Origin of the sequence: Kerstersia gyiorum (assembly GCF_004216755.1) — a bacterium.
GTDB lineage: Bacteria > Pseudomonadota > Gammaproteobacteria > Burkholderiales > Burkholderiaceae_B > Kerstersia > Kerstersia gyiorum.
Genome location: NZ_SGWZ01000001.1, coordinates 515,531 through 533,915, shown reverse-complemented (window position 1 = coordinate 533,915; position 18,385 = coordinate 515,531). Strand labels below are relative to the sequence as shown.

The following is an 18,385-nucleotide window of genomic DNA, read 5'->3' as shown; positions in this document are numbered from 1 at the left end:
TGGCTCGCACCCGCCAGCCCCCTCTCATTCGCAACAGGAGTTTTACCCTATGAACGGTATTTCGGATCGTGAAGCCATCGGCGAGCTGCGCAATACCCTGGGGCTGGATTGCGTTGAGTTCATCGAATACGCCACCACCCGCCCGCAGGCTTTCGGGCAGCTGCTGGAAAAACTGGGCTTTCACCTTGCCGGACGCCACCGTTCCCGTGAAGTCCTGCTGTACCGCCAGGGCGGCATGAACATCATCGTCAACGCCCATACCCAGGAAGGCCTGAGCACCGCCTATCCGTCCGCCATGCCAGAGATCGCGGCCATCGCCTTCCGCGTGCGCGACGCAGGCGCCGCCTGGCGCGCCGCCACGGCACGTGGCGCCTGGCCTGTCGCCCCCCAGGTCGAAGCCATGGAGTTGAATATTCCCGCCATTCGGGGCGTAGGCGCCAGCAAGATCTATTTCGTCGACCGCTACGAGGAATTCTCCATCTACGACGTCGACTTCGTTCCCGTCGATGTACCGGCGGCACGCCGCCCGCTGGCCACGCCGCTGCGTTTCTTCGGCATCGTGCAGTATGTCGGCATCGGCCGCCTGGACGACTGGATCGCCTTCTACGAAAACCTGCTCGACTTCAGCGCCCTGCCGCCGGGCACGCGCTTTGGCAACCTGCCCAGCGGACGGGTCCTGCAAAGCCCCTGCCGCCGCTTTTTCCTGCAATTGATAGAACCCACGCCGGACGCCGCCAGTGCCCACCCGGTGGAACAGCTGCACCGCCTGGCCTTCGCCACGCCAGACGTCCTGGCCAGCGTGGCGGAAATGCGCCGCAACGGCCTGGATTTCGTGGAGTCCTCGCTGCTGCACAGCGATGAACGCGGCGCATTGACCCAGGCCTACCTGGATGGCGTGCACTTCGAATTGGTGCGAGAGCTGGAAGACAGCCCGGGAGCGGCGTCATGAACATCGGACAATTCGGCATAGACAGCGTTTCGCTGGCCGGACCGCTGCAGGCCCGTCTGGCTGCCGCACAGGCCAGCGGCTTCACCCGCATCAGCCTGTCCGCCCGTGACCTGGTCGAGCATCCGCAGGGGCTGGACGACGCCATCGGCCTGGTACGCCGCAGCGGCCTGGAAGTCACCGCCCTGCAGGCGCTGCGCGACTACGAAGGCCTGCCCGGCCTGTTGCGCGAATACAAGACGGACATCGCCAAGCATCTGCTGGAACTGTGCCAGGCGCTGGATTGCCGGGTGCTGATTGCCAGCGCCTCTACCTCAGGCCATGCCAGCCAGGACCAGGACATCATCGCCACTGACCTGCGGCGACTGGCCACGCTGGCCATTCCGCTGAACATACGTATCGCCTATGAAGCCATTTCCTGGGCGCGCACCGTCAACGATTACCGCCTGGCCTGGGATATCGTCGAAGCAGCAGACAGCCCCAACCTCGGGCTGGTGCTGGATTCATACCATATCCTCGCAACAGCCACGCCGCTGGCCGCCATCAGCGACATTTCCCCGGAAAAAATCTTCCTCGTCCAGTTGGCCGATTTTCTCTGGCACAGTGTCGATACGGCCAGCGAGCGCCGCGCCGCTGCCCGCCACTTCCGCGTGTTTCCCGGCGAAGGCCCGCACAATGCCCAGTTGACGGACATCGTGATGCGGCTGCACGAAATCGGCTACACCGGTCCGTACAGTTTCGAAGTATTCAATGATGATTACCGCCAACTGCCGGCAGACCTGGTGGCGCGCCGCGCCTACCGTGCCGCGGCCTGGTTGAGCGAAGCCGTGCTGCGGCAATCGGCCCCCATGCCGGTATTCAACCGCAACACGGGTTGAAACGCCGCAGGCGGCTGCCGGGCAGCCCTGCCCGGCTACTCCACCCTGCGCATATCGAACAACCGTTCATGCTCGCGCATGGCATAGCGGTCCGTCATTCCAGCGATGTAATCAGCAATGGCGCGGGCCTGCTCTGCCTTGCACTGGCGCCGGTAATCCGGCGGCAACAGGCGCGGGTCATCCAGGAAGGCAGCATAAAGCTCGCGCACGATGCGGCGCGCCTTGCCCGTCATGCGCATGACCTTGTAGTGCCGGTAAAGGTGCTCGAACAGAAAGCGCTTGAGTTCATCGCTATCGCGCCGCAATGCCGGTGAAAAGCCCGCCAGCAAGGGCGCGGCGCGTACGGCTTCGATGGAGTCCGGCGCATGTTCGGCAATGCGCCCGGCCGTCGCCACCGTCAGGTCCAGGATCAGGGTGCCTATCATCTGCCGTATGGTTTCAGCCACCAGCCGCCGCTCCGGCAAATCCGGGTAGCGCGCGCAGGCTTCGGCATAATGACGTCCGAATACCGGCACTTCGCGCAACTGCGGCAACTGCACCAACCCGGAACGCAGGCCGTCGTCGATATCGTGGTTGTTATAGGCGATTTCATCCGCCAGATTCGCCAGTTGGGCCTCCAGCGAAGGTTGCGTTCGGTCCAGGAAACGCTGGCCGACCTCGCCCAGTTGCCGCGCATGCGACACCGAGCAATGCTTGAGAATGCCTTCACGGGTTTCGAAGCAGAGGTTCAGGCCCTTGAATTCCGCGTAGCGTTCTTCCAGCTCATCGACAACCCGCAGGCTTTGCAGGTTGTGCTCGAAACCGCCCGCCTCCGGCGAAAGCTCGCGCATGCAGGCATTGAGTTCATCCTGCCCGGCATGGCCGAAGGGCGTATGCCCAAGATCGTGCGCCAGGGAAATGGCCTCGATCAGGTCTTCATTGAGATGCAGGCTGCGCGCCAGCGTGCGGGCGATCTGCGCGACCTCCAGGCTATGCGTGAGCCGGGTGCGGAACAGGTCACCCTCGTGATTGATGAAAACCTGGGTTTTGTATTCAAGCCTGCGAAATGCGCCGGCGTGGATAATGCGATCGCGGTCACGCTGGAACTCGGTGCGGTTTGATGGCGGGGCCTCGGGCACCCGCCGGCCACGCGTTCGGCCAGGGTCGCACGCATAGGCGCCCAGGCCGTTGGCGCCCGGCGCGGGCAACAGCCTGGCCAGGCGCTCGGCGCTCACGCCAACGCTCCGTCGGCCACGGTACGCGAAAGTACGGCGCGCACGGCATCGTCCGGCGCGGTGCGCGTAACGGCCCGCCCGATTTCCGGCGTCAGGACGAAACGGATTTCACCGGCCGCCGCCTTCTTGTCTACCTTCATCAGATCGAACCAGCGCTGCTCGCCCAGGTCCGGTGCCTGCACCGGGCAACCCAGCGCAGCCACGACCTGGCGCACGCGCTCGACATCCGCACGCGGCAGCCCTTCCACCTCGGCAGACAGCTCGGCCGCCTGCACCAGCCCGCAGCCCACAGCCTCGCCGTGCAGCCACTTGCCGTAGCCCAGACCGGCCTCGATCGCGTGCCCGAAGGTATGCCCCAGGTTGAGGATGGCCCGCAGGCCCGATTCCCGTTCATCCTGCGACACCACCCAGGCCTTCAGCTCGCAGGAGCGGCGAATGGCGTAGCCCATGGCCTGCGGCTCCAGCGCGCGCAGGGCCTGGGCGTTCTGCTCGCACCAGTCAAAAAATTCGCGGTCCAGGATCAGGCCGTACTTCACCACTTCCGCCAGACCGGCTGAAATTTCCCGGGCTGGCAGGCTGCGCAGCACGTCAGTGTCGATCTCCACCGCCACCGGCTGGTAGAAAGCGCCGATCATGTTCTTGCCCAGCGGATGATTGATGCCGGTCTTGCCACCCACCGAGGAGTCCACCTGTGCCAGCAAGGTGGTGGGCACCTGCACGAAACGGATGCCGCGCATGTAGGATGCCGCCGCGAAACCGGCGATATCGCCCGTCACCCCGCCCCCCAGGGCCACGATGACGGCGCGCCGATCGCATTTCTGGCGCAGCATGGCGTCGAAGATCAGTTGCAGCGTTTCCCAGGTCTTGTATTGCTCCCCATCGGGCAACATCACATCGAACACAGGCTTGCCGCTGGCCGCCAGGGCCTGGCGCACGCGGTCGCCATAAATCGCGTCTATGGTGGGGTTCGTCACCAGCGCCACGCGCGTCGCGTCCGCCGGAATCGCCGCCGCCAGGGAGTCCAGGCGACCCGGCGCAATGGTGATGGGATATTGGCCCCCAGGGGTATCAACGGTAACGACGTTCATGTGCTCTTCTCAATGACAGTTCTGTTCTTTACTCGCGGCCAGGCGCCGGGCCGGCCTGGGCGCTGGCGGGCGGGGCCAGGCTGATTTCCTTTTCGATATTCTGCAACAGCGGCACCAGGTTCTTCAGAACCTGGGAAATCGAGACGCTGCCGGTATCGACGACGATATCTGCCACTTCCTCGTAGATGGGCTCGCGCCGGGCCAGCAAGTCGCGCAGCGTCGTGCGCGGGTCGCTGGTCGCCAGCAACGGTCGGTTGCGGTCCGAGCAGGTGCGGCGCCACAACTCATCGACGGATGCGCGCAGATAGACGACAATACCCCGCTGCCTGAGCAGCGCACGGTTTTCCGGCGCAACCGGCGCGCCACCGCCCGTCGCCAGGATGATGCCACGCTGACGCGTGCATTCTTCCAGGGCCGCGGTTTCGCGCCGCCGGAAACCAGCTTCACCTTCAATCTCGAAAATGACGGGCACGCGCACGCCGCAGCGGGCTTCCAGTTCATGGTCGAGGTCGAGAAAATCCCTGCCGCAGGCACGCGCCAGCCGCTTGCCTATGGTGGTTTTGCCCGCGCCCATCATGCCTACCAGAAAAATCGGCAGGTCATGATGCAACCAAGTTACGCGTTCGCCATCTAAGGATGAAGCCGCCGGTGACGAATCCGGTGGCAAGGAAGAAATTGCATTCATTCGCACATTATCCCATCGCGGCGTGCGTCGCGGGGGCTAAACTGCGCGATCGGGACAGCATATTCCGGGCGCCGTAACGAAAATTTGCCCGTCCTGTCGTCGCCTGCCCTTTAAAATCCCCGGTCATGAGTAAAACCGCCACTTCGAAATCCCCCGACAAGCCCCGCCGCAAGTTTTCCCTGGGCCGTTTCCTGATGAAAACAGCTGTGCTCTGCGCCGGCCTGGGCGTGGCTGTCGCGCTGCTGGTCGGCCTGGCGCTGGCGCTGGCCTGGCCCAACTTGCCAGAATTGCACGCGATGACCGATTACCGGCCGCGCGTGCCACTGCGCGTCTATACCGCGGACAACGTCCTGATCGGCGAATTCGGCGAAGAACGCCGCAATGTGCTGCGCATCGACGAAATCCCGGATGTCATGAAATCCGCCGTACTGGCCGCAGAAGATGACAACTTCTACCATCATGGCGGCATTGACTGGCGCGGCGTGGCACGCGCAGGCCTGACCAACATGCTCAGCATGTCCAAGAGCCAGGGTGCCAGCACGATCACGATGCAGGTCGCGCGCAACTTCTATCTGTCATCCGACAAGACCTATTCGCGCAAATTCTACGAACTGCTGCTGACGTTCAAGATCGAGGCCAACCTGACCAAGGATCAGATCCTCGAGCTGTACATGAACCAGATCTATCTGGGCCACCGTTCCTACGGCTTTGCCGCCGCCGCACGGACCTACTTCGGCAAACCGCTGTCGGAAATCACGACGGCGGAAGCCGCCATGCTGGCCGGCATTCCCAAGGCGCCGTCGCGCATCAACCCGATCGCCAACCTGGCCCGCGCCACGACACGCCAGCATTACGTGCTGAACCGCATGCGCCAGCTCGGCTACATCACCGAGGCCGAATACCAGACCGCCATGGCGCAGCCCATTGAGCTGCGCTCCATGCAGGGTTCACGTTCCGGCGGTTACGCCGTGCACGGTGAGTATGTGGCCGAACTGGCCCGCCAACTGCTGTTCGACATCTACCAGGACGACCTGTATGGCCGCGGCCTGAATGTCTACACCACGGTAACCTCGCAGGAGCAGGAACAGGCCTACCGCGCCTTGCGCAACGGCGTGCTCGATTACACCCGCCGCTCGCGCTACCCCGGCCCCGAAGCCCAACTGGACCTGCCGGAAGGTCTGGAAGACAATGCCACGGCATTCGACGAATTCCTCGACGGCGTGATCGAACAGTACCCGGACAGCGATGACCTGCTGACCGGCGTGGTGCTGTCCGCCAGCCCGACGGAAATCCGCGTGGCACGCAATGCCGCGGAAATCCATACGATCACCGACAAAAAAACGCTGGCCATCGTCGCCCGCGCGCTGTCGAGCACCGCCAAGCCTGAAGAACAGTTGCGCCGTGGTTCGGTCGTGCACCTGCACAAGAATGGCGACGGCTGGGAAGTGATCAACATGCCAGCGGTGCAGGCGGCTTTCGTCGCACTGTCGCCGGATGATGGCGCCATTCGCGCCATGGTCGGCGGCTTCGACTTCGACCGAGGCAAATTCAACCGCGTGACGCAAGCCTGGCGCCAACCGGGCTCGGTCTTCAAGCCCTTCATCTATGCCGCCGCGCTGGAACGCGGTCTGACGCCGGGCACCCAGGTTTCCGACCAGCCATTCACGCTGACGGCCGCCCAGACCGGCTCACGCCCGTGGAATCCCAAGAACTACGGCGGCGGCTACGAGGACATGCTGACCATGCGTACCGGGCTCTACAAGTCCAAGAACATGGTTTCCATCCGTATCCTGCAGGCCATTACCCCGGCTTACGCGCAGGAATACATTGCCCGCTTCGGTTTCGACCCGGCCCGCCATCCCGCCGTCCTGCCCATGGCGCTGGGCGCCGGTGCCGTAACGCCGCTGCAGTTGGCCAGTGCCTACTCGGTCTTCGCCAATGGCGGCTACCGTGTCGAGCCCTACCTGATTCAACGCGTGACCGACAGCGAAGGCAAGATTCTGATGCGTGCCAACCCGGCCGTCGCCGGCGATGTGCAGGCCCGCGTGATAGACCCCCGCACAGCCTATGTCATGGATGACCTGCTGCGTGGCGTCGCCACGTCGGGCACGGCGGCCCGCGCACGGGCGGCGCTGCACCGCAACGACGTCGGCGGCAAGACCGGCACCACGAACGAATCCCACGACGCGTGGTTCGCCGGCTATACGCCCCACCTGACCGGCATCGCCTGGATGGGCTTTGACAACCCGCGCTCGCTGGGCTCGCGTGAAACCGGTGGCGGCGTCGCCATGCCGATCTGGGTCAGCTTCATGTCGCAAGCGCTCAAGGGCAAGCCGGAAAGCCGCCTGTCCAAACCCGATGGCCTGATCTTCGAGAACGGCGACATCTACTTCGCAGAGTTCCCGCCAGGGCAATCCATTGCCAGCGTCGGCCTGCCGACGCCGGACACCCTGGGCGAGTTCCTGATGAACCTGCCGACGGCCGAGGGCGAAGCCATTCCCATCCATGCTGATACGAACCAGCCCTCGATGAGCAATGACGAACTGGGCCAGTTGCTGAACCGCCTGGAACGCAACAACTGATGACGGACCTGTTCTGGCGGCGGCACAGCCTTGCCGCCAGAACACAACGGGCCACCATGACGCCAGAAATGGCGCCATGGTGGCCCGTTTCAAATGCCCGGCCCTTGCTGCTCAGAGTTTGAGCGTCAAGGCTTCGCCGCTGGCATTCGAACAGATTTGCGACAGCGCGTCTTCCAGATTCGGACCGCCGCGCGTGTCCTGCCAGGTCTTGTCGTCCACCAGGCGATAATGGAAGCCGCCGCTACGGGCCGCCACCCATATTTCCCGCATGGCGGCCTGGCTGTTGATGACGACTTGCTCGCCATTTTCGAAAACCAGCGTCAGCACATTGCCGCTGAAACTGGCTTCGATATCGACATCGGCTGTGGAATTCCAGTCATCCACCTGCCGTTCTATGGTTTCCAGCACAGCATGGGCTCGCGCCAGGAATTCAGTTTCAGTCATAATCGTACCTTGCACGCATTAACGGAGTTTCCAGTGTTCACATTGGCCCGCTTACGCTCGGCCTGCCGCATTTTAGCCAGCATCGTCCTGATAGGGCAGTTGCTCGCGTGCGGTTACAAAGGCCCCCTGTCCCTGCCGACCTCGCAATCCCAGACTGCGACCACCTCTTCCACTGCAACATGAGCCAACCCACCAGCGTTCCCGCCTCCCTGCCCGAACCCGTCGGCGCCCCCTATTTCCACTATGAGCACGGCGAGCTCCATGCCGAAGGCGTACCCGTCGGCGACCTGGCGCGCCAGCATGGCTCGCCGCTATACGTGTACTCCCGCGCGGCCCTGCGTGCCGCCTGGCAGCGCTTCGAGGATGCCATCGACGGCCGCAATGCGCTGGTGTGCTATGGCATGAAGGCGAATTCGAACCTGGCTGTGCTGCGCGAATTCGCACGCCTGGGCGCGGGTTTCGATATTGTCTCTGGCGGAGAACTGGCGCGCGTGCAGGCTGCCGGCGGCGATCCCGGCAAGGTCGTGTTCTCCGGCGTCGGCAAGCAGACCTGGGAAATCGAAGCCGCCCTGCGCGCTGGCGTGCGCAGCTTCAATGTCGAATCAGTGGCCGAGTTGCGCCATCTGTCGGCTACTGCCACCCGGCTGGGCCTGACCGCACCGGTATCGCTGCGCGTGAACCCGGACGTCGACGCTCATACCCACCCCTATATCTCCACCGGGCTGAAGGAAAACAAATTCGGCATCGCCATCGAGGAAGCCGAGGAAGCCTATCGCCTGGCTGCCGCGCTGCCGGGCCTCGAGATTGTCGGCGTGGATTGCCATATCGGCTCCCAGCTGACGGAAATCTCGCCCTATCTGGATGCGCTGGACAAGCTGATCAACCTGATCGACGCCCTGGCTGCTGACGGCATCCGCCTGCACCACCTGGATATCGGCGGCGGCGTGGGCATCCGCTACCGCGACGAACAGCCGCTGTCGCTGCGCGACCTGCTCGATGAAGTCTTCCTGCGCCTGGCCGCACGCGGCCATGGCGGCCTGCAGCTGGTCATGGAACCGGGCCGTTCGCTGGTCGGCAATGCCGGCATTCTGGTCACTGAGGTGCTGTACCTGAAGCATGCCGAAGCCAAGAACTTCGCCATTGTCGATGCCGCCATGACCGACCTCATCCGACCGACACTGTATGACGCCTGGCACGGCGTGCTGCCGGTGCGTGCGCCATCGGCGGGCTGTAGCGCCAAGCTGTACGACATCGTCGGCCCGGTTTGCGAAAGCGGCGACTGGCTGGCACGCGACCGTGAACTGGCGTTGCGCCAGGGCGACCTGCTTGCAGTGGAATCCGCCGGCGCCTATGCCTTCGTGATGAGCAGCCAGTACAACACCCGTCCCCGTGCCGCGGAGGTGCTGGTGGATGGCGCCCAGGCCTATCTGATCCGCGAGCGCGAGCAGGTGCCGCAACTGTTCGCCGGCGAAATCCTGCCGCCAGACGCCTGACTCCACGCGTGAGCCCGCCGGGCGCACACCCGGCCTTTCAGAAACCGGCAGCCTCTGCCGGTTTTTTCTTGTCCGGCTTCCCCTGGGGCGTATGAACTACCCCTGGCCGGACAGGATGCTATTGCCTACAGAATGATCCCGTTTATCATATGGCCCGAATAATGAGAACGCTTTTCATAGCGTGATCCTGATTCGTTCCATGACGCGACGTCTCGGCATTATCACCCGGCCGGCGCCCTATTCCTTCTGGCATCACCTGGACATCAAGAAGCATGCTACGTCTGGCCTCCCTGCTCGCTGCCGCGCTATCGCTCAGCGGCTGTCTTTCCACCTCCGGTATCAAAACCATCGACGACCCCGCCAAGTTGCAGGCCATCTCGGCCCAGCAAGGGCTGGAGCGCGACCGTCAGGCCATCCTGGCAATGCAGGGCGAATATGAAGTCACTTTCGCCTTCGACGAAACCGACCCCGCACCGGGCTATGAACCCAAGCCCCCCAAGCGCAGCGGCGCCTTCGAACTGGTACTGGTCGAAGAAGACAACGGCAAGGACATCATCCTGCAGCACCTGCTGGTACACCGCACCATGGGCTTCGTCATCAAGCACTGGCGCCAGGACTGGCACTACGAGGCCCCTACCCGTCTGGTGTTCACCGATGACCAGACCTGGCGCCGGGAAGCCATTCCTGCCGAATTGACGGCCGGCGCCTGGACGCAATGCGTGTATGAAGTCAGCGATGCGCCGCGCTATTGCGGCACCGGCAAATGGACCTACGACAGCGGCGAACCGCTGTGGACGTCCGACCCCGGCTGGCGGCCACTGCCGCGCCGCGAATACAGCACCCGCAGCGACTACAACGCCGTGGGCATGGTCAACCGCCACCGCATTACACGCAACGGCTGGCTGCACGAACAGGACAACCGCAAGGTCGTCCGCGAGCATGGCAAGGAAGTCGCCACGCTGGTGCAGGAACACGGCGTCAACACTTACAAGCGCATTGAAGGCTTCAATTTCAATAGTGGCTACCGCTATTGGAACGACAATAGCCGCGACTACTGGAAACGCATCCGTGCCGAATGGCAGCGCCGCGCCGACATGAACGACGGCATACGCCTGTTGTATCCGATTGACGGCATGGACATGATCTGGAAGATGTACTGGCAGTCCGAAGCGGCCCGCCAAGGCAATCGCGAAGTTGGCACGGACGAAATCGTGGAACTGTTCGAGCCCTGGGTGGCCGCACCCTGAGCCTTTGGCTCACTACCGCCGTCCGCGCCGCTCATGAAGGCTGGTGCGGCGTTTACGCCGTGTCGCCGGGTTGCCCCGCAGCGCCAACAACCGTACTGCCAGACGCATCGTCAACCACGGCCGGCGCGGACGTCTTCCCGGGACGTTGCGCCTGGATCTCGCGCATCACATCCTGCAGGGGAATCATGCCTTCCGCACGCTGCGCGGAAGCATGGCCCAGCATATCCGCCAGGCTACGGGCGTCCAATGTTGCCATGAAGGCTCGCAGGGCCTGATGCAACAGGCCCTGCAGGCTACAGGAATCAGTCAGCAGGCAAGCGCGCTCGGGCTCCTGCGGACCAAAGCAGGCAACCAGCGCCATGTCGTCTTCCATGGCCCGTACCACGTCGCCGATGATGATGTCAGACGGCTGGCGCAACAGGCGGATGCCCCCGCCCTTCCCGCGCAAGGTTTCGATGAAGCCCTTGCGGCCCAGTTCGTGCACGACCTTGACCAGATGGTTCTCGGAAATGCCATAGAACTCCGCTACCGACGCAATGGACGTCAGGCGGCCACGCTGCTGTCCCAAATACATCAGCGTGCGCAAGGCATAGTCCGTTTTCAGCGTCAATCTCATCGGTATTCCATCGCTTCCGGCAGGCCAGCCGTGGCACGGCCGGAAATCCCAAGGGTACTCAAATCACCCGCCAGGCGCCAGCGCCGCACCGCGGCTGTGGCCGCCTCGCATCAAAAGATGTATTTTTCTTGCATCTTAAAATGCATCGGCTATAAGATATATAGAAAATGCATCTTATGATGCAGCGTGCCCGAAAGATATTTTCACCGGCCGCGGCGGTGCGGGTTTGAACCCCGTCCTGGCGTGGCAGCCGTCACCCACCCCAAGCAAGGAACTACCATGAGCCAAACCCTCGATTCTTCCAAACTGCTGGCCGCCCTGGAAAACGTAGCCGTCATTTCCACCACTGACCTGCAAGGCAACATTACCTACGCCAATGACCTGTTCTGCAAGCTGACGGGCTATGCCCGCGAGGAACTGATCGGCCAGCCGCACAGCCTGGTGCGCCATCCTGCCGTCCCCAAGGCCGTCTACAAGGACATGTGGGACACCATCAAGGCCGGCAAGATCTGGACCGGCATCATCCCCAACGTCGGCAAGGGCGGCGGCGTCTATGTTGTGGACACCACCGTACAACCCCTGTATGACGAACAAGGCAATATCAATTCCTACATCAGCATCCGCCGCGTCATCAACGACCTGATGCAGGATTTCGAGTCGGTAGAATTCTCCAAGGAACAATTCGACGAGTACTACGACAAGTAAGCATCATGCCCGCCATCATCGAACATCTGCTGATCGGCTACGGCTCGGAATCCGGCAATGCCCGTACCCTGGCCCGGCGCCTGGGCGACCTGCCCGCGCTGCAGGCCTATGCGCCTGAGGTTCGGGCGCTCAACGACATCGAGCCCACCCGTCTCCCTGCCGGCACCCTGCTGGCAGTCATTTCCAGCTCTTTCGGTGATGGCGACCCGCCAGGCAACGCCGAAACCTTCCTGGCCCAGGTACAGCAGGCCGAGCGCCTGGATGGCCTGAACTACGTGATTTTCGGACTGGGCGACACCGCCTACCCGAATTTCTGCGGCTTCACCAAAACGCTGGATCAGGCACTGAGCGAACGTGGCGCGCACGCCAGCATTCCGCGCGTGGATGCCGACGCCTGCTACGAAGACTTCTTCGAACGCTGGACACCGGTGCTGCAGCAAGTGCTGGCAGGCAACGCGCAGGCCGGCCAGGCACTGCGGCTGCAAGTGACTGCCTACGGCGCAAACACCGCATTTCCCGCCAGTATCATCGAACGCCGCCAGCTCAACCAAAGCCTGCCCGGCGCCTGGCATATCCGCCTGGACATCACCGGCAGCGGCATGGTTTACCGCGCGGGCGACAATCTTTATGTCATGCCGGAGAATGACCCGGCACTGTTGCAAGGCCTGGCGGATTGGTATGGAACACCTGAGGCGGCAGAGGCGCTGGCAGGCAAGGAATTGCGCCAGCTCGGCAAAGGCCTGCTGCGCGAACTGGCCCGGCTGTCGGGCAATGAACAGTTGAAGGACCTGCTGAAAATCAGCCAGCGCAAGGAACTCGAAAGCTATCTCTGGGGCGCCGACCTGCTCGATCTGCTGCAGGATTTCTGCACCCCGCAGACTGTGCCGCTGGCAGCCCTGCTGAACTGCGCCCTGCCGGCCTGCCTGCCGCGCGCCTATTCCATTGCTTCCGCGGGTGGCGATCATGTCGATCTTTGCATCCGGGAAGTCATCCATGAACGCAATGGCAGGACACACCGTGGCTGCGCCACCAACTGGCTGCTGCGCAGCGACGATCCGATACGTGTCTTCTGCCGCGCCAACCCTGGCTTCCACCTGCCGCGCGATACCAGCATTCCACTGATTCTGGTTGGCACCGGCACCGGCATCGCGCCCCTGATGGGCCTGCTGCGTGACATACGTACCAGTGGCAAGCGGCGCGACACTTGCCTGATCTTCGGCGAAAAATGCAGCGACAAGGATTTCCTGTATCGCCAGGAACTGCGCGCCATGCTCGATGACGGCACGCTGTCCGACCTCTATACCGCCTTTTCACGCGATGGCGGCGCCAAATACTATGTCCAGCATGCCATGGCCGACCAGAGCGGCTACCTGCGCAACATGCTGGCCCAGGGCGCCCATCTGTACCTGTGCGGCAACAAGCGGCACCTGGAACAGGCCGTCGCCGGTGCGGTGGACAGCATCATGGAAGGACTGCCCGGCCTGGGCGAAAACGAAACCGGCTGGCAACTGCTGGGACGCACGGGCAGACTGCACCGGGAACTGTACTAGCGCTGCCGGCTATCCGGCGGCACAAACTAGCGACGGCAGCCAGGCAAAACCAGCCTGGCAAGGCGCAGAACCCGCCCTGGACGAACCCTTTCACAACGGCAACGCCAGCCGCGCCGCCCCGGCTATGGTGGGCATCCCTGTTCACGGGACACCCACATGGCCCTCTCCGACCACGGCTACAAACTACTGTTCAGCCAACCCTGCATCGTCAGCAGCCTGCTGCGCGATATCGTCCCGGCGCTGGATGGGGGCTGGACTGATATCCTGGCCCTGGAACACATGACACCGGTGCGCAGCGAACTCATCAGCAACACCCTGCAGCGCCGCCATGGTGACATGATCTGGCGTATTCCGCGCAAAGACCGGCATGAGCTGTTCCTGGTACTCATGCTCGAATTCCAGTCGCGCACCGACCACGCCATGGCCTTGCGGCTGACGACCTACCGCAGCCTGTTGTATGAAGACCTGCTGGCCAGAACCCCCCTCAAGGCCCGGCAAACCCTGCCCGCCGTAGTGCCGCTGGTCATACACACTGGTGTGCGTCCCTGGCATGCGCGCCGCGACCTGGCCGAGCTCATCGACCCGGTGCCGCCACCCCTGACCCCCTATCAGCCGCGCCAGCGCTACCTGTTGATAGACGCCCGTACCCAAGCGCATAATCAATTACTACCCACTGATAGCCTGGCCCGCCTGATCTTCCGGCTGGAGCACAACCATGGCTTGCATGACACCACCCGCATCATCGACCGGCTAGGTCGATTGATGCAGGCCCCCCAGTACCAGGAAGCCCGCCGCGCCATCCTGGCCTGGCTACAGCACGTGCTACTGCCCCGCAACCTGCCGGATCAAGCGATACCCCCATTCGAGGATCTGATGGAATTGAACACCCTGCTGCGTACCAAACGCTATACCTGGAAAGAATACGAGGAACTGAAAGCCCACCGGCTGGGCATACGACGAGGCCGACGAGAAGGTCGGCTGGAAGGGCGAACATTGGGCCGAAACGAAGGAAGGATTGAGGGCCGAGCCGAAGGCAGGATTGAGGGCCACACCGAAGGCAGGATTGAGGGCCGCACCGAAGGCCTGACCGAAGGAAGCGTCGCCATCCTGCAACGGCTTCTTCAACGAAAATTCGGAACCTTGCCGCCGGACGTGGTGGCAAAGCTGGGCCAAGCACCGATCCCATTGCTGTGCCGATGGTCCGAACGCTTGCTGGATGCCCAAACCCTGGAGGAAGTCTTCGACTGATCCGGCGGCAGGCGCTGGCCAGACTACAATACGCACTATCCCTTTTTCCAGGCTTTCCCGTGTCCCTATTGCATCGTGCCGCCTTTACGGTTTCCGCCGCCCGGCTGGACCAGCTCCCGCCGCCCGGCCCACCCGAGGTCTGTTTCGTGGGCCGCTCGAACTCCGGCAAATCGTCTTCCATCAATGTGCTGACCAATCAGCGCCGCCTGGCCTTTTCCAGTAAAACGCCCGGCCGCACGCGGCTCATCAATCTGTTCGGCATCCCCGACCCGCTGGAACCCGGCGCCCAGCTGGGTTATCTGGTTGACCTGCCGGGTTATGGCTATGCCGCCGTTGACAAGAAATCCCGCGAGGAGTGGGCCGATGTCCTGGGCGGCTACCTGCACACCCGCACATCGCTGGCGGGCGTCGTAATGCTGATAGACATCCGCCGCGGCGTCACCGAACTGGACCGGCGTCTGGTGAACTGGATCGCCCCGACTGGCCGGCCGGTACTGGCACTGCTCACCAAGGCTGACAAACTGCCCTATGGCCAGCGCATCAAGGCCGTCTATGCCGCGCGCAAGGATCTGGCCGACATCGGCGCCCTGCACACGGTGCCGTTTTCCGCCCCCGAACGCATCGGCCTGGAAGAAGCGACGCTGCTGATCCAGAACTGGATTTCCCCGACCTTCGTGCCCTGAACACGGCTATTTACCCGCCGGTGCGATCATCGTTTCCGCGCACCGGCTGCCTCACACCGCACAGGCTGCCGCCGCCGTGCTTCTCCGGTGCCCCAGCCTGCCACCATGAACCCATGGTCTCACCTGGAGCCCGCCATGACGCACACCCCCTCCTACACCGCCGACTTTCCCCTGTCCCGCCCGCGCCGCCTGCGCCGCGATGACTTCTCCCGCCGCCTGGTCCGTGAACACAGCCTGAGTGTCGATGACCTGATCTATCCCGTCTTCGTGGCCGACGGCACTGGCCCGGACGAACCCGTGCCCTCCATGCCCGGCGTCGTCCGCCATACGCTCGACAGCCTGCTGCGCACGGCCGAAGAATGCGTCAAACTCGGCATTCCCGTCCTGTCGCTCTTTCCCGTCATCGACCCGGCGCTGAAAACCCCTGACGGCGTGGAAGCTGCCAACCCTGACGGCCTGGTGCCGCGTGTCGTCCGTGCGCTCAAACAACGCTTCCCGGAGCTGGGCATCCTGACCGACGTTGCCCTGGACCCTTACACCAGCCACGGCCAGGACGGCCTGATCGACGAACAGGGCCACATCCTCAATGACCCCACCGTCGAAATGCTCACGCGCCAGGCCCTCACCCAGGCTCATGCCGGCGTGGACATTGTTGCCCCCAGCGACATGATGGACGGCCGCATAGGCAACATCCGCCAGGCGCTGGAAGACACTGGCCACATCAACACCCGCATCATGGCCTACTCGGCCAAATTCGCCAGCGCCTTCTATGGGCCCTTCCGCGACGCCGTCGGCTCGGCCGGAAACCTCGGCAAATCCGACAAAAAAACCTACCAGATGGACCCAGGCAACATCGACGAAGCCCTGCGCGAAGTCGCCGCCGACCTGCGCGAAGGCGCGGACATGGTCATGGTCAAGCCCGGCATGCCTTACCTGGACGTCTTGCGCCGCGTCAAGGACGCCTTCCGCGTCCCCACCTTCGCCTATCAGGTCAGCGGTGAATACGCCATGATCAAAGCCGCCGCCCAGAACGGCTGGTTAGACCACGACAAAGTCGTCATGGAATCCCTGCTCGGTTTCAAACGCGCCGGGGCCGATGGCGTGCTGACGTACTTCGCGCTGGATGCCGCGCGCTTGCTGCAACGCGCATAGATAGATACGGTACCCATCAGGCCCTCGGGCGGCCATCGCGCCGCCTGGGGCCTGTGGCCCTATCCGTGAATGCAGGAACAGCCTAATATCGGCACGCTGAGGCAGTGCTTATCAGGCAGGCCCGCGGCACACGCCACAGCAACAATATGCTTGCCGCGCGCAGGCTCCGCGCCGCATGGCGCGCGTCCATGCAGATCCTGCAAAAACAGCAGGGCGCGCATTCGTATCAAGAGGACTGCGTGAACAACGGGAAAAAGATCATCATCATCGCTGGCCCAAATGGGGCAGGTAAAACGACCTTCGCCCGTTCTTTCCTGCCTGCCGAAGCCGGGGTGTTGCGCTTCATCAACGCGGATCTTATCGCTGCGGGGCTCTCACCCTTTGAACCAGAAGCCGCTGCCATCAAGGCAGGCCGTCTCATGCTCGAAGAAGTGAAGCAATCCGTCGCCGATGGCGCCAGCTTCGCGCTGGAAACGACACTATCGGGCCATGGTTATCTGCGCCACATCCGACGCTGGCAAACGCTGGGCTACCGCGTCAGCCTGTATTTTCTCAGTCTGTCCGATGCCGACACAGCAGTCGCCCGTGTGGCAGAAAGAGTCAGGCAAGGCGGCCACCATATTCCTGAACCCGTCATTCGCAGACGCTTTATTGCTGGCATGAAAAACTTTATCCAGCACTATCGCCAGCAAGTCGATGACTGGGCGCTGTATGATAATTCCGGTAGCCATCCTATATTATTGGAATGGGGAGAAAATTCATGAGCCACGCAGACATCTCGACCGCCAAGAACCCGGACTTGCGGGCATCCATGGCTGCCTTGCAACGTGCGGCCGAAGCCGCCAGGCAACTCGCCATACAAACCAATACCGCCATTGTTCTGGTGGAACACGGCAAACTGGTCAAAGTCTCTGCCGAGCAGTTGCGCCGGCAAACGCGCCAGCGCTGAAACCGCCTTCCGCCGTCAAGACCCCACACTGACCCATCAAATAAACCGGCCAGGCCTGCCCGCCTTCCCGCATGGCCTTGCGCGTGCCCAGGCACGTGTCCCGCCAATCTCCTGGCTGCTCTGGCACGCCGCTGCCCGATTCAGCCTCATTCCGCACTAGCATGACGTGATGCGGCACAAGCGTGCCCAAGGCACACTTGCGCCCCGCCCGCCCCTCCCCGGATAGAAAGACCATCCGTGCGCCATGGCAGGCCTATGACGCGGTCAAACATCGTTTCGGTCCCCCCTGGCCCCATCCGCGTCCTGCAAACCGCGCCATTATCTTAATGCGTTTCATTATCGGAACCATTTTTATCTAATATAGGTATCTCGCCCTGAGAACCTTCGCCTGAACCGGCCCCGAACTCACCAGTGTAATGACCCAGCAGAACCTGCTCAACTTATGCGGCTAAAGCGTAGGCTTGAGCCGGGGTTTTCATCTTCAGTGCCTGGTGGGGCCGTTGATGGTTATAAAAGCGTATCCAGTCACCAATCACGCGGCTGGCATGCTGCAGGGTTTCGAAGCGGTGGCGATGTGCACATTGCTCTTTCAGTGTGCGGATCACGCGTTCGACCATGCCATTTTGCTGTGGGCAGTGTGGCGTGATGAACTCCTGGCGCAGGCCATAGCTGCGCACCAACGCGGTGTAGTCACGAGACGTAAAAACGAGCCCGTTATCTGACCGAAGCAGGAACGGCACCGGCACTCGTCCCAGCGTACCGAACCGGGCGATCAAGGCGTGTTCCAGGGCACTGCCCGCCGTGCAGGCCTTGCCGCTGAAGGTAATGCCTGGATCCGTGGCCTGAAGCCAATCGGACGCTTGCGCACCTCACCTGCCAGCCCTTGATCTGGAAGATGCGCTGGA

Annotated in this window: 18 protein-coding genes; 12 read left to right on the top strand and 6 right to left on the bottom strand. The window is 62.9% G+C overall.

The features are described 5' to 3' along the window. Positions 1-49 precede the first annotated feature (49 nt). Positions 50-949 carry a 4-hydroxyphenylpyruvate dioxygenase gene (locus tag EV679_RS02435; RefSeq protein WP_130486437.1) on the top strand — a complete coding sequence of 300 codons (900 nt, stop codon included), beginning with the start codon at positions 50-52 and terminating at the stop codon, positions 947-949. Continuing rightward, entirely contained in the window at positions 946-1,824 is an 879-nt protein-coding gene (locus EV679_RS02430; protein ID WP_130486436.1) for a sugar phosphate isomerase/epimerase family protein, read from the top strand. The genes EV679_RS02435 and EV679_RS02430 overlap by 4 nt, the downstream gene beginning before the upstream one ends. A gap of 35 nt (positions 1,825-1,859) precedes the next feature. On the opposite strand, the gene EV679_RS02425 is transcribed toward EV679_RS02430, so the two are convergent. Genes EV679_RS02425 through EV679_RS02415 form a run of 3 tightly spaced genes read right to left on the bottom strand, consistent with a single transcriptional unit; the run spans position 1,860 to position 4,811 of the window. Next, complete coding sequence (locus EV679_RS02425; protein WP_130486747.1) at positions 1,860-3,023, bottom strand: deoxyguanosinetriphosphate triphosphohydrolase; 1,164 nt, start codon at positions 3,021-3,023, stop codon at positions 1,860-1,862. 11 nt (positions 3,024-3,034) lie between these two features. Next, positions 3,035-4,126 (bottom strand): 3-dehydroquinate synthase, encoded by a 1,092-nt coding sequence (gene aroB, locus EV679_RS02420; protein ID WP_068367600.1) that lies wholly within the window; start codon positions 4,124-4,126, stop codon positions 3,035-3,037. Between the two features lie 28 nt (positions 4,127-4,154). Further along, positions 4,155-4,811 carry a shikimate kinase gene (locus EV679_RS02415; protein ID WP_068367601.1) on the bottom strand — a complete coding sequence of 219 codons (657 nt, stop codon included), beginning with the start codon at positions 4,809-4,811 and terminating at the stop codon, positions 4,155-4,157. A 125-nt stretch (positions 4,812-4,936) separates the two neighbouring features. Between EV679_RS02415 and EV679_RS02410 the strand changes: the two genes are divergently transcribed. Beyond that, positions 4,937-7,393, top strand: a complete 2,457-nt coding sequence (locus EV679_RS02410) for a penicillin-binding protein 1A (protein ID WP_083969389.1) — start codon at positions 4,937-4,939, stop codon at positions 7,391-7,393. A gap of 111 nt (positions 7,394-7,504) precedes the next feature. Here EV679_RS02410 and cyaY read toward each other — a convergent pair whose 3' ends face one another. Continuing rightward, positions 7,505-7,837, bottom strand: coding sequence for an iron donor protein CyaY (gene cyaY / locus EV679_RS02405; RefSeq protein ID WP_068367603.1), 333 nt, complete (start codon positions 7,835-7,837; stop codon positions 7,505-7,507). 179 nt (positions 7,838-8,016) lie between these two features. On the opposite strand from cyaY, the gene lysA reads away from it, so the two are divergent. Both lysA and EV679_RS02395 read left to right on the top strand, forming a co-directional pair. After that, complete coding sequence (lysA, locus tag EV679_RS02400; RefSeq protein ID WP_130486435.1) at positions 8,017-9,330, top strand: diaminopimelate decarboxylase; 1,314 nt, start codon at positions 8,017-8,019, stop codon at positions 9,328-9,330. 272 nt (positions 9,331-9,602) lie between these two features. Further along, positions 9,603-10,577 (top strand): DUF6607 family protein, encoded by a 975-nt coding sequence (locus tag EV679_RS02395; RefSeq protein ID WP_207224885.1) that lies wholly within the window; start codon positions 9,603-9,605, stop codon positions 10,575-10,577. A 52-nt stretch (positions 10,578-10,629) separates the two neighbouring features. Here EV679_RS02395 and EV679_RS02390 read toward each other — a convergent pair whose 3' ends face one another. Further along, a complete protein-coding gene (locus tag EV679_RS02390; protein WP_068367607.1) occupies positions 10,630-11,193 on the bottom strand; it encodes an Rrf2 family transcriptional regulator in 564 nt (187 codons plus the stop codon). A 279-nt stretch (positions 11,194-11,472) separates the two neighbouring features. Here EV679_RS02390 and EV679_RS02385 point away from each other — a divergent pair, with 279 nt between their 5' ends. From EV679_RS02385 to EV679_RS02355, 7 genes are all read left to right on the top strand, one after another. Continuing rightward, the gene (locus tag EV679_RS02385; RefSeq protein WP_068367609.1) at positions 11,473-11,898 is read left to right on the top strand and encodes a PAS domain-containing protein; all 426 of its coding nucleotides are present in this window, start codon (positions 11,473-11,475) and stop codon (positions 11,896-11,898) included. Between the two features lie 5 nt (positions 11,899-11,903). Further along, complete coding sequence (locus tag EV679_RS02380; protein WP_130486434.1) at positions 11,904-13,448, top strand: flavodoxin domain-containing protein; 1,545 nt, start codon at positions 11,904-11,906, stop codon at positions 13,446-13,448. 156 nt (positions 13,449-13,604) lie between these two features. After that, entirely contained in the window at positions 13,605-14,696 is a 1,092-nt protein-coding gene (locus EV679_RS02375) for an Rpn family recombination-promoting nuclease/putative transposase (RefSeq protein ID WP_130486433.1), read from the top strand. Between the two features lie 59 nt (positions 14,697-14,755). Continuing rightward, complete coding sequence (gene yihA, locus EV679_RS02370) at positions 14,756-15,379, top strand: ribosome biogenesis GTP-binding protein YihA/YsxC (RefSeq protein ID WP_068367617.1); 624 nt, start codon at positions 14,756-14,758, stop codon at positions 15,377-15,379. A gap of 135 nt (positions 15,380-15,514) precedes the next feature. Then, positions 15,515-16,531 (top strand): porphobilinogen synthase, encoded by a 1,017-nt coding sequence (gene hemB, locus EV679_RS02365; RefSeq protein WP_068367619.1) that lies wholly within the window; start codon positions 15,515-15,517, stop codon positions 16,529-16,531. A gap of 188 nt (positions 16,532-16,719) precedes the next feature. After that, complete coding sequence (locus tag EV679_RS02360) at positions 16,720-17,295, top strand: ATPase (protein ID WP_193755141.1); 576 nt, start codon at positions 16,720-16,722, stop codon at positions 17,293-17,295. Further along, the gene (locus tag EV679_RS02355) at positions 17,292-17,480 is read left to right on the top strand and encodes a hypothetical protein (protein WP_127775344.1); all 189 of its coding nucleotides are present in this window, start codon (positions 17,292-17,294) and stop codon (positions 17,478-17,480) included. Before EV679_RS02360 ends, EV679_RS02355 begins: the two co-directional genes overlap by 4 nt. 440 nt (positions 17,481-17,920) lie before the next feature. On the opposite strand, the gene EV679_RS17795 is transcribed toward EV679_RS02355, so the two are convergent. Beyond that, on the bottom strand, positions 17,921-18,256 hold the full coding sequence (locus tag EV679_RS17795) for an integrase core domain-containing protein (protein ID WP_242611411.1): 336 nt from the start codon (positions 18,254-18,256) through the stop codon (positions 17,921-17,923). Positions 18,257-18,385: the final 129 nt, after the last annotated feature.

Coding starts and splice junctions, on each gene's coding strand:
- aroB (WP_068367600.1), bottom strand. CDS start 4,126: ATGAACGTCGTTACCGTTGATACCCCTGGGGGCCAATATCCCATCACC.
- hemB (WP_068367619.1), top strand. CDS start 15,515: ATGACGCACACCCCCTCCTACACCGCCGACTTTCCCCTGTCCCGCCCG.
- EV679_RS02375 (WP_130486433.1), top strand. CDS start 13,605: ATGGCCCTCTCCGACCACGGCTACAAACTACTGTTCAGCCAACCCTGC.
- EV679_RS02435 (WP_130486437.1), top strand. CDS start 50: ATGAACGGTATTTCGGATCGTGAAGCCATCGGCGAGCTGCGCAATACC.
- EV679_RS02380 (WP_130486434.1), top strand. CDS start 11,904: ATGCCCGCCATCATCGAACATCTGCTGATCGGCTACGGCTCGGAATCC.
- EV679_RS02355 (WP_127775344.1), top strand. CDS start 17,292: ATGAGCCACGCAGACATCTCGACCGCCAAGAACCCGGACTTGCGGGCA.
- lysA (WP_130486435.1), top strand. CDS start 8,017: ATGAGCCAACCCACCAGCGTTCCCGCCTCCCTGCCCGAACCCGTCGGC.
- EV679_RS02385 (WP_068367609.1), top strand. CDS start 11,473: ATGAGCCAAACCCTCGATTCTTCCAAACTGCTGGCCGCCCTGGAAAAC.
- EV679_RS02390 (WP_068367607.1), bottom strand. CDS start 11,193: ATGAGATTGACGCTGAAAACGGACTATGCCTTGCGCACGCTGATGTAT.
- EV679_RS02415 (WP_068367601.1), bottom strand. CDS start 4,811: ATGAATGCAATTTCTTCCTTGCCACCGGATTCGTCACCGGCGGCTTCA.
- EV679_RS02360 (WP_193755141.1), top strand. CDS start 16,720: ATGCAGATCCTGCAAAAACAGCAGGGCGCGCATTCGTATCAAGAGGAC.
- EV679_RS02410 (WP_083969389.1), top strand. CDS start 4,937: ATGAGTAAAACCGCCACTTCGAAATCCCCCGACAAGCCCCGCCGCAAG.
- EV679_RS02430 (WP_130486436.1), top strand. CDS start 946: ATGAACATCGGACAATTCGGCATAGACAGCGTTTCGCTGGCCGGACCG.
- EV679_RS02395 (WP_207224885.1), top strand. CDS start 9,603: ATGCTACGTCTGGCCTCCCTGCTCGCTGCCGCGCTATCGCTCAGCGGC.
- cyaY (WP_068367603.1), bottom strand. CDS start 7,837: ATGACTGAAACTGAATTCCTGGCGCGAGCCCATGCTGTGCTGGAAACC.